We start from the raw sequence: 22,076 nt of genomic DNA, 5'->3' as shown, positions 1-22,076 counted from the left end.
TTCTGAACATCGAGTCCGGTCTGAGGTACAACAAGCCTATCGAGATCGGATCGCGAGGTAGCCCTGCCCGCCATGGGAATTCCTCAGGCGAGTACCGACATATTGGGCGCTGCCTTATAAGTGGAAGGCGCCTTCCCGTTGCCTCTATCGCAGATAAGTTACCTTCCGGCCTTCGCGCTGGGTTTCCCAGCTGGACTGCGTTTCAGTCTCAATTCGCTGTGCTTCTTGTGAGCCAGACACCATTTCTCGGACGGTGAATTGACGACATTCATTGTCCGACAAGCCCTCGCCGGCGATCTGTTGGGCAGAGGCGGCTATCACCCCGGCCGTGGCACATCCGCGCGCTGCAGAACCTCGATGAGCCGCCTGCTCAAACGCCCAGGCGGGTGCAAAGATCCACAGACGCGTTCCGCCCTAGTTGCGAAGCATATGACCGGCATTTCGCAACGCGCCTAGGAAGAGGCCGGCATGGTGAGTGACATCGATTTTGGCCTGCATTGACACCGGCATGTTGGTCCAATTCTCCAACGGTGCAATGAAGCGGGAGAAGGTACCGTCGACGACGCAGTAGCGGCTAATAAGGCCTTGTCTGTCCAACGTCACCACACCAATCTGCCCACCTCGATATCGGATGGCTGCGAGCCGTTGGACCTCGGCGTCATCATCGATCCGCACATCGAAAAGCAGGTTTCCGCGGCTCCTCGCGGCTATCTCCGCCGCTTTGTCATTGAAGCTCAAGCAGAGTGAGCGGACGCTTTCCACTGCCATCTGGAAAACCAACAAATCCAGTTCATTCACGGCCATGTGGGCAGTTGAGCCAATAAATGGATGATTGCAATGTCGCACACGGCTTGTTCACAGGTGTCGGCGACTGATCGTTCGTGGCTTTCTGTCCGCTGCCGGCGATGGAATATTTGAAGGACGGCGGGTCCCGTATTTCCTGTCGCGTTGGCAACCGCGGCGGCCACCTGCCGGGCGGCAGCGGCAGAGATAATGTCATAGACAGGTGGAAGCGTGGGCTTTCTGCCCTTCAATAGTTCCCTGACCCTACAGATTTGCACGCGCGGCCGCAGCTTGCCGCCCGCCTCAACGGATTCGGCTTCTCTGGCAGCACGTTCCATTGCTGCGGTCGCCTTGTTGAGCGTCACCAGAACGCCAAGCTTCGTGGCTGGCAAGATCGCCAACTCGCTCAAGCTCACGACCTCTATTCGATGGACGGGCACGGCCGTGCATCGCCGCGGCAGGGGACAACATCGTCGTGACCGACCCTCAAGCCCTATATCGTGTCGGCGGGATCGTTCACCAGGAACGGCGAGATCGCCGTGGAGGGCAAGCCCTTCCACATCGTGGCCGTCGGCGGGAGCGGCAAGATCCACGATCAAGCAGCTGAGAAAGATCACGCATATAGCCACGATCCCGCGGTCCAGCCGATCTACATTTGAGGACGACCAGATCAAGCAGCGCGCCCTGTCGAATTTGGGTCCGGGATTGGCAGTTGGTCTATCCCTTCCTGACGATGGAACGCTCGATCCAGTCATGGCTTATAAGGCGGAGAGCGGCGACCAGAGCGCAGATGAGTACGCGCCTACTACGAGATCGGCTATCGCACCAATTCGAGCGGATCACGATCGATGGCGACACCGTGGCTTTCTTCGAGGGCGGGAAGCCGCTTGAGGCCTGCTACGCCGGCGACGGCTGTGAAATCCTGACCTCGAAGAAAGGAAACCGCATGGGCGTCAAATTTCGCTTCGGCGTCGCCTTGGCCTCCTCACACTTGTTTGGCTGACTCAGCGGGCAACCCGGTCGAGAAAAGCGTCGAATGCGGCAGCGACAACGCGCATCGCAAAACGATGCTGCCGCCGTACGCGGACAAAACCCTTTTCGATGTCCACAATCCCGTCCTTGGCAAGCATCGCCAAGCGTTCAGCGGAATCGAGAAAATGGATTGGATCAGATCCGTGGGCGGCACAGATTGCCGGCACATCGGCCTCGAGATCGCACATTAGTCGCTCGATGATTGCGGCTCGCGCGCGGTCTTCGTCGGTGAGACGGTAGCCCTTTGACGTCGCCAGACGGCCAGCTGCGATGTGCCGGCAGTAGGAATCCCGTGTAACCTCGTTCTGGACGTAGCCCACGCCAACACGCCCGATAGCCGACGCGCCGAAACCGATCAGGGTTTTGCAGGTGTCGGCCGAGTAGCCCAGCGAGTTGCGCCGCAGGCGACCGGTTTTCTGTGCCAGCGCGAGATCGTCGTCCGGCAAGGCGAAATGGTCGAGCCCGATCTCTCGGTAGCCGGCGGCAATCAGCGTCACGGCAATGGCCGCATCCTGTTCGGCGCGGGCAGCGCTGCCCGGAAGCGATGCCTCCTCGATGAGGCGCTGATTCTTAATAAAGGACGGAATGTGCGAGTAGCCGAACACCGCAAGCCGGTTGGGGCGCATGGCGACCGCCGCCCTCGTGGTCTCGACGCAAGACTGCACCGTTTGATGCGGGAGACCAAAGATGAGGTCGAAGTTGATGCTTGTCACTCCATGCCGACGCAGCATTTCGACGGCAGCCGCCGTCTGCGCCTCACTCTGGACCCGGTTGATCGCTTTTTGAACAATGGGATCGAAGCTCTGCACGCCGAGGCTCGCGCGGTTCACGCCGGCTGCTTGCAAGGCTTCGGCCATATCGGCCGTGAACGTGCGTGGATCGATCTCGACGGCGATCGTAGCTGTTTCCGCAAGCGCAAAGTGGCGGCGCAGGAATTCCGTCAGGGCGAGGAACTCAACTGGCCCCATGAGAGTTGGCGTTCCGCCGCCGAAATGCACATCGCTCACGGGCAGCGCCTGCGGCGCGTGCTCCGAGACCAAACGTATCTCGTCACGCAGCGCCGCCAGATAATTAACGATCGGCGCATCATGGCGGGTGATGGTGGTGGGGAAGCCGCAATACCAGCACTTTGATCGGCAGAACGGAACGTGCAAGTAGAGTGACGCCGGATCGTTAGCCGGTAGGTTCCTGAGCCATTCCTCATAAGCGTCGGCGCCGACCGCCCCAGAGAACTCCGCGACAGTCGGATAGATGGTGTACCAAGGCAGGCGGGCTTCGCGATGTTTTGTGGTCTGCAACAGTTACCGTCCCATGTTGTTGCCTTCCATCCTTACCACTGCGCTCTCCTGTGTCTTTGCGCTATATCAGTCCGTTCCGCTTTGGGCCCGATTATTTCGCAGCGATAGCCCCATTCAGCCTTGGCTGGACAGCGATGGTATGAGCACGCGCTGGTCAGCGACAAGCGCCATGGGTTTCCCGTCGAGACTTTCCCGTACACCGTTTGGTGCTACTATCCTATCCTATCCCCTCCCTTCAGCGTCCGATGGAACGCAGCATGCCGCATCCGACCAGTCGATTCGGCGTTGGGACCAGACTTTTGCTCGCCGGCTGGTGCGTAAGACGGCGTCACGTAGCGATACCTGGCATCTCGATGAGTTCGTCGTATTAATTGCCGGCACGAGGCTTTGGCCGTGGCGCACCGTCTGTCAGAGCGGGAATTGTGCTCGAGGAGACCGTCCAGGTCCGCCCCTGCCAAGGCTGCAAGCCTGATGAACCAATTTAGAAAGTAGCGCTACGCCAGGCGCATGATCACCGACAAATCGCGCTCCTGAGGCCCGGCAAAGCGCCGGAGTGAAGCGCAACTCAAGCATCGCTCGCAACTGACAATCGAGCGAATTCGCATGTGCTTCCGTAAAAACAAAAATGGCCCATGCACGGCTTCCGATTCAGAGAGGGGCTTACAACGGCTCGTCTCGACCTTCCCGCCTTTCGGAACCACTTTGTCCGGACTAGCTGGAAAGCTGGTGCACCTCGCCACCGCCGAGGTGTGGCCCCTCGCCCTAACGAGGACGCTTACGCCTAGGCATGTCGGCATCAGTGGGGCATCTCGGCTGACGTACCGAGCGGTGCACTCGCATGATGTCAACAATGTCGAGGCTCAAAACAAACAAAAGCTATCGCCATTGAACGATACTGTCGCGAAGCGAACAGACGAACCATGTCCGAAACATTTGCTTTTCATGCTCAGCTTGACCCTCAGAGCAAAAAAGGAAACGCAAACCAAGGTCCGACGGCAAACTTGAGTGTCAATCGTAGCTTGGTCGTGAGGTTGGCACGTCATTTGCGGGGTGATTTTCGAAGCCGTTGTGACGGTACGCCCGCAGCTATCGGAGATAATCATGGCGATCGACTCGGAAGTGTTTGATTCCTCCCCGGGCATTTCAAGCAAGTGATGTGAGAACAACAACTTATCGTGTTGAAGTATGATTCGGCTTCATCGCCCCTGTTGTTGAATAATTATTATGATCCGTGTGTCACACTACAATAGGCGCAGCGCGATGTGCATCGTTTTCGATTGTGGGGACAGGAAGGGCTGGCTCGTTCGTTGACGTCCCCTTCTTCAATATTTGAACGGAGATCAAGAATGAACATCAGGAGCCTCCTGCTCGGCTCAGCTGCGGCCCTGATCGCCGTTTCCTGTGCCCGAGCCGCCGACGCCATCGTCCTGGCCGAGCCTGAGCCCGTTGAATACGTCAAGATCTGCGACGTTTACGGCGCTGGTTACTACTACATCCCCGGCACCGAGACCTGCCTGCGCATCGGCGGCTATGTCCGTTACGACATCGGCCTCGGCGATGTCGTATCGTATGACAAAGCTAGAACCACGGATGTGAAGACTGGCGAGGCCCAGGGCATATGGCAAAACCACACGCGCTTCACATTCAAAACTTGGACCGGGCAAGAGACCGAACTCGGTACATTGCAGACCTACATCGAGACCCGCATGAACTACGGCAAGCACACCGCCTATTCCGGTTCGGACAGTCCTCGATACTATGCCTTCAGCCAAGGCATCACGTTGACTTTCGCCTGGGTTCAGCTTGGTGGCCTCCGAGTTGGCAAGGACTGGTCCGCCTTCGACATGTTTATTGGCTACGCGGGCGACGTGCTCAATCAGATGCTTATCCCGTACGGCGCCTTCGATACTAATGTGGTTCAGTACTACTTTGACGCCGGTAACGGCTTTTCGGCTGTGGTTTCACTCGAAGAAGGCTCGGGTCTGGTCGACACTATCGACAGCTACGTTCCGCACCTAGTCGGCGGAGTGAAATACACACAACACTGGGGCGCGATCACCGGCGTTGTCGCTTATGATAGCAACTACGAATCGGCCGCCGGCAAGGTCCGCATCGACGTCGATGTTACCGACCAACTCTCGCTATTCGGAATGTTCGGCTACGGCTCCAGCGGCAAGCTCAACGATGACGTCACTAACGCAATCGACGCTCATGGTCGCGGGTTCTACAAAAGCTGGGGCGGTAACTGGGCTTTCTGGGCCGGCGCCACTTACAAGCTCAATGAGACAACTTCGTTGAATCTTCAGCTCTCGGGTGATCAGCTCAGGAACTATGGTGTCGCTGCAAACGTTGCCTATGCGTTTCTTGCAGATTTCACAATTACAGCCGAACTCGACTATGACCGCTACGGCGACTTCGCCGTCGGCAAGGTCGACCCTTCCATTAGCTGGGCTAATGCCAACAAAAAGAGCAGTGTCGGCGGCATCCTCCGTTTCGAACGTTCATTCTAACGGGAGGAAGAGCTTCATCTCGGTGGCCTCAGGCGGCGAATGACGATTATGCGGGGGACCTGCCACGCCTGCGGCAGATAAGCCCTGACACGTTTGCAATCGGATACAGCTGCGATTAGGGCGCGGCCGATGCCCCGCTTGCCGGGATGTGACAGCTGGTAAAGCGTTGCGGCAGGTTTGCTGGCGGTCCCGGCGCTTGCGCTGACGCGTGCGGCGCAGTCCGGCGACACGGTGGAGGCCGCCGGCAGATGGGTGGGCGCGTGATCGCCGAAGCAATCGCCGAACTCGCCCAGTATCCCAGCTTCGATAACGACTGAATCGGCGGCGACTCAATGCAACCTTGGCTTCCGGAGACCGCGCTGACCGCCGCCGGCCTGACCGCGCTCGCCGCGCAGGATGCTTCGGACAAGCAAATCACCTGCGTCAAAGCGCCCTTCAAGTCGCTGATCGACCATGTCTTTATCTCGCCCAATCTCGTGCCGTGCGGCCACGATTTCATGATCCTCGCGCTCGACCGAACCATCGAGCGGTTCCTGGAAGTCTCCGATCATCGCCCGGTCCTCTTGCGACTGGCCGGGCCTATCGGTGAGCGTTAGATCCAGAACGAGGTTACACGGGATTCCTACAGCCCGCACATCGCAGCTGGCGCCTGGCAAAGTCAAAGGGCAACCGTCTCACCGACGAAGACCGCGGCGAGCCGCAATCATCGAGCGAGGACGAAATAGTGGACAGCGAAGGGTTTTATCCGCATGCGGCAGGAGGATCGCTTTGTGGTTAGCGCTATTGCTGCGTATTCGATGCTTTTCTCGACCGGGTTTGCCCGTAGGCACAGCCAAGCAGCATGAGGGGAGGCCAAAGGGATAACCAATCGTCGCTAAACGGCATGCTCCAGCAAATAACGGCAAGGCGGTAGCGGCGCGCTTGAGCGCCGGTTGAAGTGCTTGGAGTTTTTCCGAATGGGCGAGCGTTGCGACTAATGAAGGCGTCACATCATTCGACGGTGACTGATTTTGCCAGGTTGCGTGGCTGGTCGAGATCTGTGCCCATGAAGAGCGCCGTGTGGTACGCAAGAAGCTGTATCGGCAGCGAGAAGATCATCGGCGCGATAATCTCGTCGGTGGCCGGCAGCACGATCGTGCGCATCGTATCGAGTTTCGATGCGGCTGCCCCTTTTCCATCGGTGATGAGGATAATGCGCCCTCCGCGGGCGGCCACTTCCTGCATGTTGGAGAGGGTCTTGTCGAAAAAGCGATCATGTGGCGCGATGACGATCACTGGCATGTTCTCGTCTATCAATGCGATAGGACCGTGCTTCAATTCACCCGCCGCATAGCCTTCGGCGTGGATGTAGGAAATCTCCTTGAGCTTCAGCGCACCCTCCATCGCCAGTGGGAAATTTGTGCCACGGCCGAGATAAAGGACATGATGACACTTTGACAGTTCGCGCGACAGAAGCTCAATCTCCGGCTGGATGCTGTCCAGTACCTGCCTCATGAGGCCCGGCATTTCGGCGAGGCTCTCGACGAGCGCCTGCACCTCATCTTCGGTCACGGTTCCGCGGGCCTTGGCTGCGTGGATGGCGAGTGCGGCAAGAGCGGCTAGCTGGCAGGTGAAGGCCTTGGTGGAGGCGACGCCGATCTCTGGGCCGGCAAGGATCGGGAAGACCACATCGGCCTCCCGAGCGATGGTCGATTCGCGCGCATTGACGACAGCGCCAATTTTCAGCCCAAGCTGCTTGCAGTACCTCAGCGATGCCAGCGTATCGGCGGTTTCGCCCGACTGTGAAATGAACAGAGCCGCAGACTGCGGCGACAACGGAATCTCGCGATAGCGGAATTCGGATGCAACATCTATTTCGACCGGCAGGCGCGCATAGCGCTCGAACCAGTATTTTCCGATCAGCCCGGCGAGATATGCGGTGCCGCAGGCAGAGATCGCCAAGCTCGGGATCTTGGCGAAGTCGATGCCAAAAACCGCATCGGCACCATTTTCGATGAAATTGATATAATGACCGAGCGTATCGGCGATGACCTCGGGCTGCTCGAGGATTTCCTTCTCCATGAAGTGGCGATGGTTGCCCTTGTTGGCCAGAGTGGCCACGGCCACGGAGGTCTGGCGCGGACGCGCGACGGGGTGGCCGTCGTAATCAAAGATATCAGCGCCCGTCCTGCCGACAACGGCCCAGTCACCGTCGATGAGATAGGTGATTTCATTCGTGAATGGAGCAAGCGCGATCGCGTCGGAGCCCAGGAACATCTCGCCGTCGCCGTGACCGATCGCCAGCGGTGGTCCATTGCGCGCCGCAATGATGGTCGACGGATCATCCTCAAAGAGGATGGCAAGCGCGTAGGCACCCCTGACGCTTTTCAGCATGGCATGCACCGCCTCACCACGCCTCATGCCCTCCCGGCGGTGCCTTGCCAAGAGATGCGCAAGGACCTCAGTGTCGGTGTCGGTCTGGAACTCGGCTCCCGTCGCCGCCAATTCGTCCTTCAGTTCGGCGAAATTCTCGATGATGCCGTTATGGACGACGGCCACACCATCCGTGAAGTGCGGGTGTGCATTGCGTTCCGTCGGTGGCCCATGGGTTGCCCAGCGGGTGTGGGCGATGCCGATGGTACCACCCAGCGGCTCTTCCTTGAGTCTCCTCTCGAGATTGACGAGCTTGCCCTCCGCGCGCCGGCGGTGCAAGGTGCCCTCGGTGATCGTCGCAATGCCGGCCGAATCATAGCCGCGGTATTCCAGACGCTTCAATGCGTCGACCAGGCGTTCCGACACCGGCTGTTGCCCAACGATGCCAACAATTCCGCACATGTTCTTCTCCGAATTCTTCCCGGCAGCCTTAGCCGACGCAGACGAGGGACGCCGCCCGGCATGCGCTCAGTTAGAGTCTTCTAATGGAATCCGGTAAGTTCGGTAAAATTGATTGTTGGGATAGCCATCATCCACGCCATGGATGAACTAAACCTCAGTCCAATGCGGGTGATGTGAACCGGGGCGTACGCTTCCGCCTTCAACGGGCTGCGCATATCATGGCCGGCGCCCTCACCTGCGTTAATAGCATGCAAGCCGGCCGGAGGAGACGGGGAATACTTGGGCCGAGTGCGAATGGGTAGCCCCGCACTCTTTGATCTCGCCCTTCAATTGTGCGGACGCTGCTTCATGCATCATTCCTCGGTTTGCTTCTCCAGGCCGGACGCAATGACTCCTTTCGGCGAAGAGAAGCAAACCCTCTTCCGATCCCTGGGGCCACGCACCACGTCTTAGCTATCCGCACGGGCCGTGCGGCAGGCCGAGAATCGGTCGCCACAGTACCGGCCCATTCAGACGTCCCCTCCAGCGGATGCGCAACAGGCTGGCGTGAGAGATCTCGAGAAACCCGGCCACCGCCTCCGTTTTGCCGACGGGCTGCGGCTTTCCGATGCGCGACAATGGCCACGTTGCGAGGCGAAGGATCCGTTCCATACGCGTATCGGTCACCGTCACGATCCGGGTGAGATTGTTGGCCAAGCCGAATTCGATCATGCCGGCGAAGAGCTCGTAGGTTGCTTGGGCAAGGCCGCCTGCCGCCTTGGGCGTTGATGGGGGCAAATCGAGCGCGAAACGGCTGCTTTCCCATATGTCGGGACTCGCGGGCGCCACAGCCTCACCCAGCAGCGCCGGGAATGTGTCGCGCAACATGGTCGGCCCAGTGGTTGGCAAGAGGCGCACGCAGCCACGAATTCGCCAATCGGATCCCTTGAGCAGCAGATAGACAGGCTTCAAGTCGTCAAAGGTGTCTGTTTCCATTTCGCCTCCGGTCTGAACTTCCCAATCGAGCCTCTCCTTGAAAACCCGATATCTGAGCCCGTGCATCTCTTTGAGCTCGCCTGCGAATTCGCTGTAGAGGCCAGGTGTGATCAGCTGAATCATTCGTCGCCTCCGTGCGGGTTGTGTTCCCGCCATCGAAGGGCAAAGCGCACAGCGATGCAGCCTGTAGACGTTTACAGCTATCCTCGCGGAAGGATCCGGATCTCGCCTGACCGGAGGCAGCCAGCCTGGCAACCGCATGGATCGTCCGAACGCGAGCTTTGCTTGGCATTTTCCAGATGGAAGGTCCCCTTGGCCTTTGAGACCTGCTTTCCAAGGCGTATTCGCGAATTTTATCCATGCCTTTATGGTCTTGAAGAGCGTGGCGGGCAGGCTACACAGTGGGTGGCCGAGAGGTCGGAATGGAGGAATTCGTCTCGCCAAAGAGGGGATCCTTTGCAATGCACTGCCTGCCCGACACTCCCGCTTCAACGTTACGCGCCACATACCGCCGAGTAACAGCCGGACCGGCGACGCCGGCTGTGCTGGTTGTTGGCCTGATCAGCGGCGGCACGGTGATCTGAGCCACGTCGCCAGCCATTTCCACGGACCGGCGAGCGTAGCCTCCAACGATCGCCGGCGGCGACGCTTCTTCCAGTTACCAGTTCGACGAGGACTGGCTGGCGTGTACGCTGGTGGCGCGGCTCAACCTACGCCCGCCCTTGCGGCTGTGCCTTGACTGCACCAATTGGAAGCAAGGACATAAGGTTCGCATCAAGGAGCGAGGCAATATGCATCGTCGTAACCTGATTAGAGCATTCATCGCGCTGGGCGTGTGCCCGATCTGCGCCCAGACCGCGCGTGCGGCCAGCGCCCATTGGGGATATGGCGGCTCGGTCGGGCCGGAGCATTGGGCCGATCTGGACACGAGAAATTTCGCCTGTTCGGCGGGCAGGCAGCAGTCACCCATCGACATCGCCGGCACGGTAAAGGCGGATATTCCGCGCATCGACATCAGTTGGCTCAAGGGCGGCGGCAGGATGGTGAACAACGGCCACACCATTCAAATCAACATGCCGGAAGGCAGCACCTTGACCCGCGGGGATCGCGTCTACCAACTGGCACAGTTGCATTTCCACGCGCCGAGCGAGCATCACGTGGCGGGCATGAGCTTCCCGATGGAAGCGCATTTTGTCCATAAAGACACAAAGAGCGATACTCTGGGTGTGCTGAGCGCCCTTCTTACGCCTGGCGCGACAAATAAAAGCTTTGCCGGTCTCGCCAAGGTCTTTCCGGCCCGGCCCGGCGAGGAGATGGCAGTTGACGAGTTCGATCCCAACGGGCTTTTGCCGGCCTCGCTCGGCTACTGGACCTATGAGGGATCATTAACGACTCCGCCCTGCACCGAAAACGTGGAGTGGATGGTTGCAATGGAACCGGTCGAGGTCGACACCGCAGACATCAAGCGGTTTACGACGCTTTACGCATCTAACGCGCGGTCGATCCGTCCCTCCAATCGGCGCTTCATCCTAGGCCTCAGCTAAGGTCATCGCGCGCGTCAAGCAAAACCGCGGTAACAATCGGGGGGTTTCGAACAGTACGACGCCACCCTGGTGGCGCTGGCATCGACCATAATGCCCTAGGGTTCACAACAGCATGACCGGATCATGGGGAACTTGTGGGCCGCTTGCTTGCGGAGAACTGGGTGGCGTCACCGACACCCGTACACTCCGGCCTGGATCTGCTTGATCAGGGATTGATAAATTCGACGCGTCGCTCCCGTGCTGCGAGAACCCTCCTTATACTGGACCAATTAAAATCTCCAAAAGTGGCAGTTTAGTTTGGACCAGTGAACTGCAATATTGGCTTGCAGTCAGGGAAGCGATCGTGACTGGTCGCGCCGGTCATGGATTGCTTGCGCTCGAACTCATGGATTTGCCTGGATGTTTGAGGGTCCCATCATCGACGGTCGAATTAAGAATATTGGATCGGGATTTAGAGCCGTGAGCGTCTACGTCGATGCCACTTCAGCTGGAGAAGGACGTTTCGATCCCCGATTGCTTGGTGAAGCCTGCGATTGTGCGTTGGCGGATGGCCCGGCTTGGGCAGAAGCTCATCTGGCGAGTTGGTCCGACGCCTACGTCGTCTTTGGCGCGAAGCCTAACCGTACGCCGTGCTCAGCCCAGGCCCTCAGAAAGCGGGTTCTGAAAGACGGCACTCTTTCGACGATCAACCCGATCGTCGATCTCTACAACGCCATCAGCCTGAAATACGCAGTCCCGGTGGGTGGAGAGAATTTTGACGCCTATGTCGGAAGACCCCACCTGACGATCGCTGACGGGAGTGAGACGTTCGACACCATGATGAATGGAGAGGCGGTCAACGATCCTCCCTTGCCCGGTGAGGTCATCTGGCGCGACGACATTGGCGTCACCTGCCGACGCTGGAACTGGCGACAGGGCACTCGAACCCGCCTGAAGACCCTAACAGGCCGGATGTGGTTCGTACTGGAGGCGTTGGAGACCATGCCGGACGATGCGTTGGCAGAGGCGACGGATGCCATGGTCGGAGGGCTGAATGCCTTGATGCCTGGCTGCAAAATCGCGAACCAAGAAATTGCCATCGCCGGATGAGGTTTCCGGTCGAGCGAGTGGATCCATGGCCGCCCGGGGCATCCGGCGCGATCGATCCGATCGAGATCAGGGCTGAGAGAATGAATGTCGATCTCCATCAGTTGCTCATCGTCTTTGCTGCATATGTCATTGCCGCGGGGAGCCCCGGCCCGAGCAACATGCGCATTATGGGGGTTGCGATGGCGCGCGGCAGAGGTGCTGCGCTCATGCTTGCCTCCGGCGTCGTCAGCGGCTCGATCTTTTGGGGTTTTATGGCCTCCACCGGCATCTCCGCCCTGTTGGCCAGGTACGCCCAGGCACTGCTCGTTCTGCAGGTTTTCGGGGGGCTTTACCTGCTATTCCTCGCCTTCAGGGCGGGACGGTCGGCGCTTACGTCGAACGAGAAGCTGGCGGTGCGCGCATCGACCGACCAAGTCGCTCTTTCGCGGGGTGAGCTCTATAGGAAGGGCCTCTTGATGCATTTGGCGAACCCAAAATCCGTGCTGGCATGGATCGCGCTCGTCACGCTGGGGATCGGCCCGAATTCATCGTGGCAAAGCATCGCGGCGATATTGGGTGGCTGCGCCATCCTAAGTGTCACGATATTCTGCGGCTACGCCATTGTCTTCTCCACACCGCCTATGGTGGCTCTATATCGCCGCTGCCGCCGCTGGATCGAAAGTCTGTTGGCGATGTTCTTCGCGTTCGCCGGGCTGCGTATGCTGCTTTCCCGTATGTAGTTTCGAAAGGAATGGATGATGACTTTGTTTCACGGCCTGTCGGCGTTCCCCCTTACGCCAACCGATGCGGGAGGGCATGTCGACACCGAGGGTCTGGCTCGTTTTCTCGAGCGTATTCAACGCGCCGGAGCGGACTCCATCGGCCTTCTGGGGAGCACGGGCGGTTATGCTTACCTCACCAGGGAAGAACGCAAGCGTGCCGTTCAGGCTGCCGTGGAATGCATCGGCGGCAAAACGCCTCTTGTCGTGGGTGTGGGTGCATTGCGTACCGATGAAGCTCAGGCTCTGGCGCGCGATGCCAAATCCGCTGGCGCTGACGGCCTGCTCCTGGCACCGATGTCCTACGTTCCCCTGAACGAGGACGAAGTCTTCCAGCACTTCGTCGCGGTGGCCGAGGCGGGGGAATTGCCTTTGTGCATATATAACAATCCAAGCACCACGCGCTTCACATTCAGCGACGCATTGATCGCCCGGCTGTCAGAGGTGTCCAACATCGTCGCGGTGAAAATGCCTCTGGCGCCGAATGACGATTACGCGGGGGAACTGGCACGTTTGCGGTCGATGACGCCTGACACGTTCACAATCGGATACAGCGGCGATTGGGGCGCGGCGGATGCCCTGCTTGCCGGATGTGACACCTGGTACAGCGTTGCGGCAGGTCTGCTGCCGGTCCCGGCGCTGGCGCTGACGCGTGCAGCGCAGTCCGGCGACGCGGTGGAGTCCACTCGGTTGAACCGCGCTTTCGGGCCGCTCTGGACCTTGTTCAAACACTACGGCAGCTTCCGCGTTATGTTCGTCATCGCCGACTACCTCGGTCTGGCGCACGTCCAGCCACCGCGCCCTATTTTGCCGTTGCCGAAGGACGCCGGAGATGACATTAGGCAGGCATTGGAGAAGCTCGAATAGCCGAGCACAGGGCATGCCCAGTGCCACTGCTAGTTAGGCACCCGGCGCGCGGGCGTTCCGCGCACCGTTCGAGATGGAAGTTGGGCGGCGCAGAATTGGATCGGGTTGGTCGCGCTTTGGCTTTGCGGTCTCTTCGGTGGTGAAATGGTCGCAACGTTATCGTGCTCCGGTAGCGCCGGGAAGATGGGCGGCCATCGCAAACGCGTTCTGCAGCCGCATCGAACTTTCATCCGCGACCAAACGACCGGAAGTAGAATTTCGAGCTGATCGTAGGCCGCTCGCTGCCTGAAGAGGGTGCTCCGCGCTACATCGGTTTCGTCTATGGCTATGATCGCGAGCCGCAACGGCGCATTCTCGACCATCTCAAGAAGCAGCCCGTCCAAGCCAATCAGGATATCACCTTCATCACCGACGGTGGGGAAGAATCGCCGACTGGTTCCATATCACCGTGCGCATCAGGGTCCTTCGGCAGTTCGTGCAAGGGCTCGAAAACCAGGACGAGCAGACCGGACAGGACCTGCTCGAAACTCTGCGCAGGATCAAATGGCATCTCTGGCATGTTGACGTCTATCGGACCCGTCACGAAATCGCCGACCTGCAATTCGACGCGGAAGGTCTCGAAACAGGTTAGCCGAACATGCGCAAGTTCCTGACCGCCATCGGCGAGTTCACCAGGCCTACATCGCCTCCAACAGTGCCAGCCTGATTAATTACGGCGAGCGTTAGCGGTCCGGAGATCGCATCTCTTCGGCCCTCGTCAAGGCCACCGTCAACGCCGTTCCAAGCGGGTCGCCAACAAGCGGCAGATGCAGTGGAGCAGGATCGGCGCACATCTTCTGCTGCAAACCCGCACGCAGATCCTCGATGACCGTCCCGACGCGCTTGGCGTGCAGCCCCTCACCTCGCCCGCGCCCCGCGGTGGTTCTTGCCAAGAGACGCTCGCTCGCATCTAACGAAAACCGCCGCTGCATTTAGCTGCATCCATTGTTCGGATGCGTGCGATCCAAACAATCAATTTGTTCAATCAGCTTCTTGAAAGCTAACCCTTGTTTGGTGGAACATGGGCTCTGGTCGTCGACGCTGGCTTAATGCAGGGGCTGCACGCAGGAGATACAATGCACAGAGATCGCAAGCGGGTTAGCGGCATAATGGCTGGCCGACCGGTGTCATCCCCAGGCTGCTGCAGCGTGCGGCTTGTCTGTCCCTCCATGATCTCTCGGAAGACAGTTCCGAATACTGCGACCGGTTGCCCGCCTTGTGTGTCGCCTCGATCTCATAACCGATGGTGAGCTGCTCAATGGGCTATCCTTCACCGGATAAGAGATGAAGTGCGAACGCTCCTCGGGGATCATGCCGATCGTACGTACGTCCTGCTTACTCTGGTCAGGCATAGAGCGCAATTTGTTGGAAGTTAGCTCTGCCGCGTGCGTGATGGCTTGAGCGGACTGACGCAACGAAGGCTCACGAGTATTCGGTTCCTGCCGTCATTATGACGAGACTCAACGGTACCTTCAACATCGGCGTGGTTCGACTCGCCGCGCGAAAACAGGCAAATCTCGATTGAATCCGTCACGCGGTGTCAGCCTGGCATTGGTGCCTTCCCTTCTCAACAACTATCAAATCAGCATTCACGGATAGCCCAGTTTCTCACGTGCCGTAACGCCGTGCCTTCAGTTTCCACGTTCGCGTCGAGCTCGCGAGTGGCCAGAGTTCGGAACAGAACGGTCGAAGTCTAATCGCCGCGAAATTCAACGGAGGGCCACGGGGGCAAAGTGCGACGGTGTCTAAGCCGTCTTTATGAGGGGAGAGGTACACATGGTTTTCCTGTTCCAGCAGCATCCGGCCGCACACCGAAGCAATGAGGAGCTAGAATTCAGATCAGACTTTCGCAAGGCGCGCACCGCGCATCAAACGCCGTTTCGTTGTGAAAAAAGGCTCAGTACCGACAACGTTTTTGTAATCGCCCTGGCGGCCTCGTTTGCGCTCTTGTTCGGGATACAGAGGCAGGACCCACAGGTCGACGAGGCGGTCCTAAGTGAACTGCGAACGATTCAGATCAACTACGCATTGCTCCAGCGCGATGTCGCCCGCGCTCGAACCAACATGGTATTGGACTTCCGCCCCGTTGATTCTACCCTCCAAGCATTGCAAAGGAACGTTACAAACTTGCAACGCCTTGCCGAGATTTCGCCCGATGAGAGCTCCGGAGCGCACTCCAGGTTGCTTGCACAGCTCAAAAAGTCCGTCGAGAACAAAGAGGCTGCCATCTCGGCAGCGGCTGCGCAAAATGAGCTTCTGCAAAGCTCTCTCGTGCGGTTTGCTCGCTCGGTTAATCGCCTTGAGGGGGCGCCGTCCAACAGGCTTGAACTCTCCAATTTGATCCTTCAGTTTTCGGCCAGACCGGGATTCAGCCTCGCATCACAGATCGATCAGTCTCTCAGCCGACTTCCTCCGAGCCAGGACCAAGCCACCCACGATGTTGTCCGCAACGGCCGCGCTATCCTGTCCGCGTTGTCGAGAGTGGACCGCGCAGCCGATCGGATCGCATCCTTTAACACGTTCGCCAAGGCCGCCGAACTGGAGCGCGAATATCTGAAAGACTACAGCTTGGCCAGCGCGCAAGCGCAGCGCACACGACTTTTCTTTGGCTCGGTGTCCATATGCCTCTGCTTGTTTGCGATCATTCGGGCCTTCAGGCTGCATGTGCGGACGAACCGGTTGGAAAGGCGGCTGGAGCTTGAAGAGGCAATGCGTGAGATCGAAGCTCGCTTCAACGAAAGTAAAGCAAAGAACGCGTCGCCGCGCTTTTCAACCGAAGCAGCGCTTAGACTTGTTCAACGCGCTTTCGACGCGGATCAATGCGCGCTTGCTCAGGTGGATCCGAGTCTCAGCAGGCATACCGAGTGCTTTGTGACGAACACGTGCATGCGTGTCTGGAACGTCGCGCTTCTTGATGAAGTCGTTTCACTTGTCCGCGCCGGACGGCCAGTGTTTCGCGTCGTTCCGGCGGCGGAAATGGTTCGCACCGCCCTAGACACTTCCGGTGTTTGTCAAATTGTTGCTTGCAGGGCCTCCGATCAGCAGGCTGTGGTTTGCATCCTTGTTTTTGAACGAGATCGCTCACTCCCCTCAGCAGGCGACCTGTGGGTTCTTGCCAGTGCCATTGGGCGTTTGAGCAACCATCTTGAAATGCAACGTGTAAATGCCGAACGCGACCTTCTGGTGAGTCGATGGGAGCAGGTGGAAAGGCTGAGGACCGTCGGCACGATCGCAAGCGGCGCCACACATGAGTTCAACAATATTTTAGGCGCAATAATCGGATATTCAGAAATTGCCCAAGGTCTGGTGCGTCGCCCCTCCAGAATACGGAACCACATCGACCAAATCATCTTAGCTGGACACCGCGCCAAGCTGATCGTTGACCAGATCTTGTCACTCAGCCGAAACCGCAAGCGCGTTGCATTGCCGTTCAACGTCTCCGAAATTGTCATGGATCTTGCGCCATTGCTGCGGGTTACAGTTCGTGCGGGTGTTCAGTTGAACTTCAAGATCAACGAGTGGCAAACGGTGGTCGAGGGCAGCCCAACCGAGATGCAGCAGATCCTCATGAATCTGTGCAAGAACGCGTCGGAGGCTGTCTTGAACGAGGGCCGCGTCGAGGTTAGCGTTTCTCGCGCCCAGGTGTGCCAAACCAAGCCGCTGGCTCAGGGCACCTTGAGACCTGGAGATTACGTCCTCCTCTCCATCAGCGACGATGGCCCAGGAATCGCAAATTCGATACTTCCGCATGTCTTTGAGCCCTTTTTTACCACGCGCTCTCTCGTCGGCGGGACCGGGCTGGGTCTTGCTGCGGTTGACAGGCACGTGAGCGCGCTCGCAGGATGCCTAGACGTCACCTCGGTTGTTGGCCGAGGTACGCGCTTTGATATCTACTTGCCAGCCTCCGAGGAGGAGCCAGTCAGCGCTGACGTCACTTTCGGCCCATACAACGGATCACCGGCCAACGGCGGAATCATTGCAGTCGTGGAGCCCGATCCAGCAGAGTTGGAGATTCACAAGGACAATATCGCCGCGCTGGGTTATGAGCCGATCGGCTTCGCGACCTTCGAAAGTCTTTGCGGCTGGATCGAGAGCGGGAAGGCAGCTGACCTGCTGATTTTGGCGAAGACGGCTTTCCTCGAGCGAGGACGGGCAGAGTCCGTATGCCCGGCCATCATGACGGTGCCTTTCATAGTCATCGGTGACATCGACCCCATTCCGGTCACATCTGACAATCAGGCCTTCGTCCTTCGGCTAGCGAGACCGGTCTCGTCCAGGACAATAGAGCATGCGATACGTATAATGATGATGGCGTGATGCCGCCGACTCGCTCATTCTATGCAAGTAATGTGAGAAGGCCTGGCAAAAGACATCGAAGCAGAACAAAACGACGCGTCGCATCACAATGGACTTATCGATCCCGAGACGTTGTTCTAGCCTTAGTGCTTGTTAAGGAGGTCGGCTACTGTCTCTCCCCGTCGCCGGGCATCGGCGGCGAGCCATACCTCTCCCACCTCGTACAGGTCACCTTGGGTGTGGAACGGCACAATGACGTCAACGGCAGCCGACAGCATGTCAAGAAGCGTTCGATCTTCCACAGCGGCTCCTTGCGGGCTGCTCTTGACGAGGGAAAAGAGCTTTTTGAAGCCCTGGACCGGATCAGCCCCATGGATCGTTGATATTGATCCCGCATGGCCGGAGACGACTTCGCTAAGGTAGGCCCATGCAGCATCATCGCGCATCTCGCCGAGCAATATTCGGTCAGGGCGCATGCGCAAGCTCGCTTGCAGCAGTTGCTCGGCTGTCACCGCACCTACGCCGGCTCGGTCCTTCGGATAGAGTAACCGGACATGGTTCTCGTGCGGGATTACAAGCTCCAGCGTGTCCTCGATACTTATCAGTCTCTCTTGCGGGGGTATAGCGTTGATCAAAGTCTTGCTCATTGTCGTTTTGCCGCTTCCAGTAGGTCCGCAAAGCAGCATCGTGAGCCGTCCCGAAACACACGCTTGCAAAAACTTCTCCAAGTCACCATCGTCGTATTGCTGAAGAATAGTTTGGTCCTGCCGCTCTTGGCGCTGTTTTCGTGACCGCCATTGATTCCAGCGTGAGTATTCGTAGCGAGAAGAAACTTCCTTCAGTTCGGTCACACGACTTGAAGGACGCCGTATCGTCAGGCTTACTGTTCCTGAGGGAACAGCGGGCGGCAAACAGATCTGCAGCCGCTCCCCGTTCGGCAGCTCAGTCGCACAGAGGGGGCTTTGCGGTCCGACATCTTGCTTGCGCAGCGCTCCAGCGAGAATCGCGATGTCCTCCAGATCGTTATAACCTAGTGGTAGCGGATGTTTCGTGAAGACGCCGGCTTGTCGCACAAACGCTTCCCCAGGCCGGTTGATAGCGACCTCTTCGGTCCTCGGCTCCTCAAGCCATTTCAGAACGGGGTCGAGAAGCAAACGCAATTGAGGGTCAGCCTCCGATCGCATTGTTGTCTCTCCGGCGTTGGCGATGTTGGGGGGCTGGCGCCACGACGGTTGCCGTGAGACCGTATACATCCGAGAAATCGAGGTCGCGAGCCACAAAGATGGATACAGCATCTCCCTGGTTTTTCTTCAGGGTTGGCGGGATGTTGACCGTCGCTCTCAGTGTCGTCTCGACGGCTTGTCCGCCATTGCTCTGGAAGCTGTTGATGCCGCTTCCTCCGCCAGAGCTCGCCGCGTATTGACCGGCCGCCTGGAACGCGCCTTGAAGGACGCTCATCAGCATTGCTCCGCCAAAGCGTTCCCGGAAGTGATTATCCACCGTGCCAGGCACTCCGGAGCGGCCGAGCTCGTCAGCGCCCGGCGATGCTATCGAAACGAGGGCATGGTCAGGTGTTTCGATGCGCGTCCACAGCACGAAGACACGCGCATCCCCCTGTTCGAGACCATGCTGGATCTCGCCAATCACGGTCGTCCCACGATCCAAGAGCACGACATTGTTGGTGGCGCCGCGGACGTCTTTAGGTAAGACGCACTTCACATAACCGGGTAAATTTGTGTCGACTGCCGTTTGCAAAAGGCAAGGAATGATCGTTCCCTGAGTAATCACGAGATCAGGGTGCGGCAAAAGTGTGGCCCGGCTCGGCTCCTGTATGTCTGGCTTCAATCGGCCCGACAGGTCGCCACCGATCGAAATCTCATCCGCGGTCGCGGGAGCATCCTTGTGGTCGTCTTCGCTCCGCTGAGCCACGACGGGCTTTTGACTGCTGCTGCTGTAGGCGAAAATTGGTGACTCCTCGGGCGGCGGTTCAGCTGCCGCGGGTTGCGGCGTGGATGGCGCAGGATCTGCCGCCTGCGCCGCCTTTGCAGGTGCTGGAGGTTCGGGAGCAAGCTCAATAGGCACGGGGCGGAACGGCTCGGCGTTCGGGGAAATTGGCGGGTTTGGCTGAGATGGTTCGTCTTGTGTGCTGGGACGACTTCCGAGCCAGATGAGCGACAGAGATGAGATGAGAACAAGACCGGCGACGGCCAATTTCTGTGATCCCGAAACATGCCGGCGGGCCGGCTCCGAGACCAACGATGCGGATGCATTTACATCGTGTCCCGACTGTGGGCCGGTTTCATTCATCGGCCCGAGCCTTTCAAAACGCGCCACACGTCGGGTCTCACTGTACCGGTCCCCGGCGCTCGTCCAACAGGATCATATGCCCTGTTGAAAATCGACAATACCGTATTGCCATCTCTCAGACGCCATTCCCGGGCGACTGCGGATACTTCAACATAGTCGCCTTTGACTGTGAAGTTGGCAGCGGCTTCCTTGCCGTCGGGATTGATAATGTAGAGGGAGGGTATACGGGAATTGCTTGCGAAGCCAAATACGGTGGTAAAGCCATTGTCGAAAACCTGCAGCGGGGCCAGCGATCGATCGCCCTTTGCGACGTAGTGAAAATTGCTTTCGTCGGAACTGGCAGTTGTACCGGGCCGATTCAACAAATCCTGAACCCTCTGTTCCTGCAGCACCTTTGCCCGGGCCTGACCAAGAATCGAGCGCTTTTCTGCTGCCTGTCTCAAAGCAGCGGCCTCATCACCGGGATAGGTGAACTGCACACTGTAGTATAAGTCAGGTTGCTGCTCATCTAATTTTGGCATCGCTCTCGTTGAAATGCTGAAGACATATCTGCGGGTACCGGACTCACTGTCGGCCAGAACGACGACCGGCTGCGGCGGCAGGATCCGGCTGGCCTTGAAGAACAGGTAGTTGGCGCGTGGGAGCGCAGCCAGGTCTTTGCTATTGGAAACGGCCACGGCTGCAACGGTCTCGTTGGCCGCGAATGTGACGACCAGCGTTGCCCCCACCGCGGTCGACAGGCGCACCACTTCGTCGGGACGGTAAGCCAAGTAGCGCATCCGCGCATCATGCTTGCCGGCAAGCGGGGTGTCTTCCGCGGAAGCCTCCAGCGTTAAGAGTAGTGAACAGGCCAGTGCGAGAAACGCTCTTTTTGTCATGGCTGCACGTCACCCAGGTTCGACACGCTATCTTCCGAGGTTTGATAGGAAGTGACGAGTAGACCTCCCGGATTGGTGAGCCTTGATTGGGCAGGCAGATCTGTCAGGCGCTCGTAGCGGATGGTTGCTGTCCAGGTGGTCACCAACGGCATCTGCCCATCGATGGAAAGGGTGCGTTTGTATCGGATCTGTTGAACGTCCGGACTGATGTCGTTTGAGGAAATATGCCCGACTTCGAGCTTGCCGAGCTTGCCGACTGTGACTTGCGGCGAGGTGGGATTCGGATAATTGAAGAACTCTTGATATTGCTGCCGCACAGCCGGTGCGCTGAAACTGGATACGAGGTCATAGCCGTATTGGGCGGAATCGGCTGTGTAGCTCTCGCGCAGGCGTACATATTCCCACAGCGAAGCATTTATGACGGCTCGCTCTTGGGTTGCCGGCAGTCGAGAGACTGACACTTCGCTGTCAACTGTTCCATCCGGGCGTACCCAGAGGAACACAGGTACGAGCTTGGCCAACGGGACCATGGCAGCGATGGTAAATGCCTGCGCAACATTTCCTAGGACCGCCGCTGCCGCAAAGGCTATGAGGGCCTTTGACAGGCGCCGCGCAGACTTCGCTCGTGAAGTTTGAAACGCTTCCACCTTCTTATAGTGGGCGGCTAGCGTTTCTCTCTCCACCAGAAGGGCATGTTCAGGAAATTTCACTTGGGCTCTTTCGCACATTCGACTTCAAGATCTTCAGGGGAGGTTTCCCATTGTCCCACGTTCAGTTGGAAAGGCGAACCCGTGCAGGTGGCAAGCTTATCGGTTGTCTTGCAGGCCGCCAAAGCCAGTATTGACAAAAGTAGATAGTATTTCATGTTGAGGTACCGCGCTTGTCG

At 58.5% G+C, this 22,076-nt stretch carries 18 protein-coding genes and 3 pseudogenes; 11 read left to right on the top strand and 10 right to left on the bottom strand.

Annotated elements, in window-relative coordinates; translation table 11 throughout:
* Positions 1-414 precede the first annotated feature (414 nt).
* A complete protein-coding gene (locus MESS4_RS09125) occupies positions 415-804 on the bottom strand; it encodes a hypothetical protein (protein WP_027033449.1) in 390 nt (129 codons plus the stop codon).
* Entirely contained in the window at positions 795-1,193 is a 399-nt protein-coding gene (locus MESS4_RS31985; RefSeq protein WP_006329204.1) for a hypothetical protein, read from the bottom strand. The genes MESS4_RS09125 and MESS4_RS31985 overlap by 10 nt, the downstream gene beginning before the upstream one ends.
* Positions 1,194-1,495: 302 nt before the next feature.
* Here MESS4_RS31985 and MESS4_RS31980 point away from each other — a divergent pair, with 302 nt between their 5' ends.
* Positions 1,496-1,786, top strand: a complete 291-nt coding sequence (locus MESS4_RS31980; protein WP_081609675.1) for a ZinT/AdcA family metal-binding protein — start codon at positions 1,496-1,498, stop codon at positions 1,784-1,786.
* Position 1,787: 1 nt separating this feature from the next.
* Here the strand turns inward: MESS4_RS31980 and hemN are convergent, their stop codons facing one another.
* A complete protein-coding gene (gene hemN, locus MESS4_RS09110) occupies positions 1,788-3,113 on the bottom strand; it encodes an oxygen-independent coproporphyrinogen III oxidase (protein WP_006329200.1) in 1,326 nt (441 codons plus the stop codon).
* A 1,346-nt stretch (positions 3,114-4,459) separates the two neighbouring features.
* Here hemN and MESS4_RS09105 point away from each other — a divergent pair.
* The 3 genes and pseudogenes from MESS4_RS09105 (at position 4,460) to MESS4_RS33390 (ending at position 6,219) form a co-directional block, all read left to right on the top strand.
* Complete coding sequence (locus MESS4_RS09105; protein ID WP_006329196.1) at positions 4,460-5,623, top strand: porin; 1,164 nt, start codon at positions 4,460-4,462, stop codon at positions 5,621-5,623.
* A gap of 35 nt (positions 5,624-5,658) precedes the next feature.
* Positions 5,659-5,854: pseudogene (locus MESS4_RS34465) on the top strand (dihydrodipicolinate synthase family protein); the annotation flags it as partial.
* A gap of 101 nt (positions 5,855-5,955) precedes the next feature.
* Complete coding sequence (locus MESS4_RS33390; protein ID WP_006329192.1) at positions 5,956-6,219, top strand: hypothetical protein; 264 nt, start codon at positions 5,956-5,958, stop codon at positions 6,217-6,219.
* A 394-nt stretch (positions 6,220-6,613) separates the two neighbouring features.
* Here MESS4_RS33390 and glmS read toward each other — a convergent pair whose 3' ends face one another.
* Positions 6,614-8,437, bottom strand: coding sequence for a glutamine--fructose-6-phosphate transaminase (isomerizing) (gene glmS, locus MESS4_RS09095; protein WP_006329189.1), 1,824 nt, complete (start codon positions 8,435-8,437; stop codon positions 6,614-6,616).
* A 453-nt stretch (positions 8,438-8,890) separates the two neighbouring features.
* The gene (locus tag MESS4_RS09090; RefSeq protein ID WP_006329186.1) at positions 8,891-9,535 is read right to left on the bottom strand and encodes an acyl-homoserine-lactone synthase; all 645 of its coding nucleotides are present in this window, start codon (positions 9,533-9,535) and stop codon (positions 8,891-8,893) included.
* A 668-nt stretch (positions 9,536-10,203) separates the two neighbouring features.
* Between MESS4_RS09090 and MESS4_RS09085 the strand changes: the two genes are divergently transcribed.
* The 7 genes and pseudogenes from MESS4_RS09085 to MESS4_RS09055 all read left to right on the top strand — a co-directional run bounded on the left by MESS4_RS09085 (position 10,204) and on the right by MESS4_RS09055 (position 18,026).
* Positions 10,204-10,956 (top strand): carbonic anhydrase, encoded by a 753-nt coding sequence (locus MESS4_RS09085; protein WP_006329183.1) that lies wholly within the window; start codon positions 10,204-10,206, stop codon positions 10,954-10,956.
* A gap of 399 nt (positions 10,957-11,355) precedes the next feature.
* Positions 11,356-12,045, top strand: coding sequence for a B3/4 domain-containing protein (locus MESS4_RS09080; protein ID WP_036240975.1), 690 nt, complete (start codon positions 11,356-11,358; stop codon positions 12,043-12,045).
* Between the two features lie 80 nt (positions 12,046-12,125).
* Entirely contained in the window at positions 12,126-12,764 is a 639-nt protein-coding gene (locus tag MESS4_RS09075; protein ID WP_010914002.1) for a LysE family transporter, read from the top strand.
* An 18-nt stretch (positions 12,765-12,782) separates the two neighbouring features.
* Positions 12,783-13,670 carry a dihydrodipicolinate synthase family protein gene (locus tag MESS4_RS09070; protein ID WP_006329177.1) on the top strand — a complete coding sequence of 296 codons (888 nt, stop codon included), beginning with the start codon at positions 12,783-12,785 and terminating at the stop codon, positions 13,668-13,670.
* Positions 13,671-13,782: 112 nt separating this feature from the next.
* A pseudogene (locus MESS4_RS33385) lies at positions 13,783-13,910 on the top strand (IS630 family transposase); the annotation flags it as partial.
* A pseudogene (locus tag MESS4_RS31970) lies at positions 13,910-14,536 on the top strand (ISKra4 family transposase); the annotation flags it as partial. The pseudogenes MESS4_RS33385 and MESS4_RS31970, both read left to right, overlap by 1 nt.
* 949 nt (positions 14,537-15,485) lie before the next feature.
* Complete coding sequence (locus MESS4_RS09055) at positions 15,486-18,026, top strand: two-component system VirA-like sensor kinase (RefSeq protein ID WP_006329168.1); 2,541 nt, start codon at positions 15,486-15,488, stop codon at positions 18,024-18,026.
* A 122-nt stretch (positions 18,027-18,148) separates the two neighbouring features.
* Here MESS4_RS09055 and virB11 read toward each other — a convergent pair whose 3' ends face one another.
* Genes virB11 through MESS4_RS31965 form a run of 5 tightly spaced genes read right to left on the bottom strand, consistent with a single transcriptional unit; the run spans position 18,149 to position 22,055 of the window.
* Positions 18,149-19,189: a P-type DNA transfer ATPase VirB11 gene (virB11, locus tag MESS4_RS09050; RefSeq protein ID WP_027056317.1), complete on the bottom strand. Its 1,041-nt coding sequence runs from the start codon at positions 19,187-19,189 to the stop codon at positions 18,149-18,151.
* Entirely contained in the window at positions 19,173-20,312 is a 1,140-nt protein-coding gene (virB10, locus tag MESS4_RS09045) for a type IV secretion system protein VirB10 (protein ID WP_006329154.1), read from the bottom strand. The genes virB11 and virB10 overlap by 17 nt, the downstream gene beginning before the upstream one ends.
* Positions 20,309-21,190, bottom strand: a complete 882-nt coding sequence (locus tag MESS4_RS09040) for a TrbG/VirB9 family P-type conjugative transfer protein (RefSeq protein WP_006329153.1) — start codon at positions 21,188-21,190, stop codon at positions 20,309-20,311. The genes virB10 and MESS4_RS09040 overlap by 4 nt, the downstream gene beginning before the upstream one ends.
* Positions 21,187-21,900, bottom strand: a complete 714-nt coding sequence (locus MESS4_RS09035) for a type IV secretion system protein VirB8 (protein ID WP_006329145.1) — start codon at positions 21,898-21,900, stop codon at positions 21,187-21,189. Before MESS4_RS09035 ends, MESS4_RS09040 begins: the two co-directional genes overlap by 4 nt.
* Positions 21,897-22,055: a type IV secretion system lipoprotein VirB7 gene (locus MESS4_RS31965; RefSeq protein WP_081609673.1), complete on the bottom strand. Its 159-nt coding sequence runs from the start codon at positions 22,053-22,055 to the stop codon at positions 21,897-21,899. The genes MESS4_RS09035 and MESS4_RS31965 overlap by 4 nt, the downstream gene beginning before the upstream one ends.
* Positions 22,056-22,076: the final 21 nt, after the last annotated feature.

The sequence above is a fragment of the Mesorhizobium sp. STM 4661 genome (genome assembly GCF_000359125.1).
Classification (GTDB): domain Bacteria; phylum Pseudomonadota; class Alphaproteobacteria; order Rhizobiales; family Rhizobiaceae; genus Mesorhizobium.
This window is presented reverse-complemented; position numbering and strand designations above follow the sequence as displayed.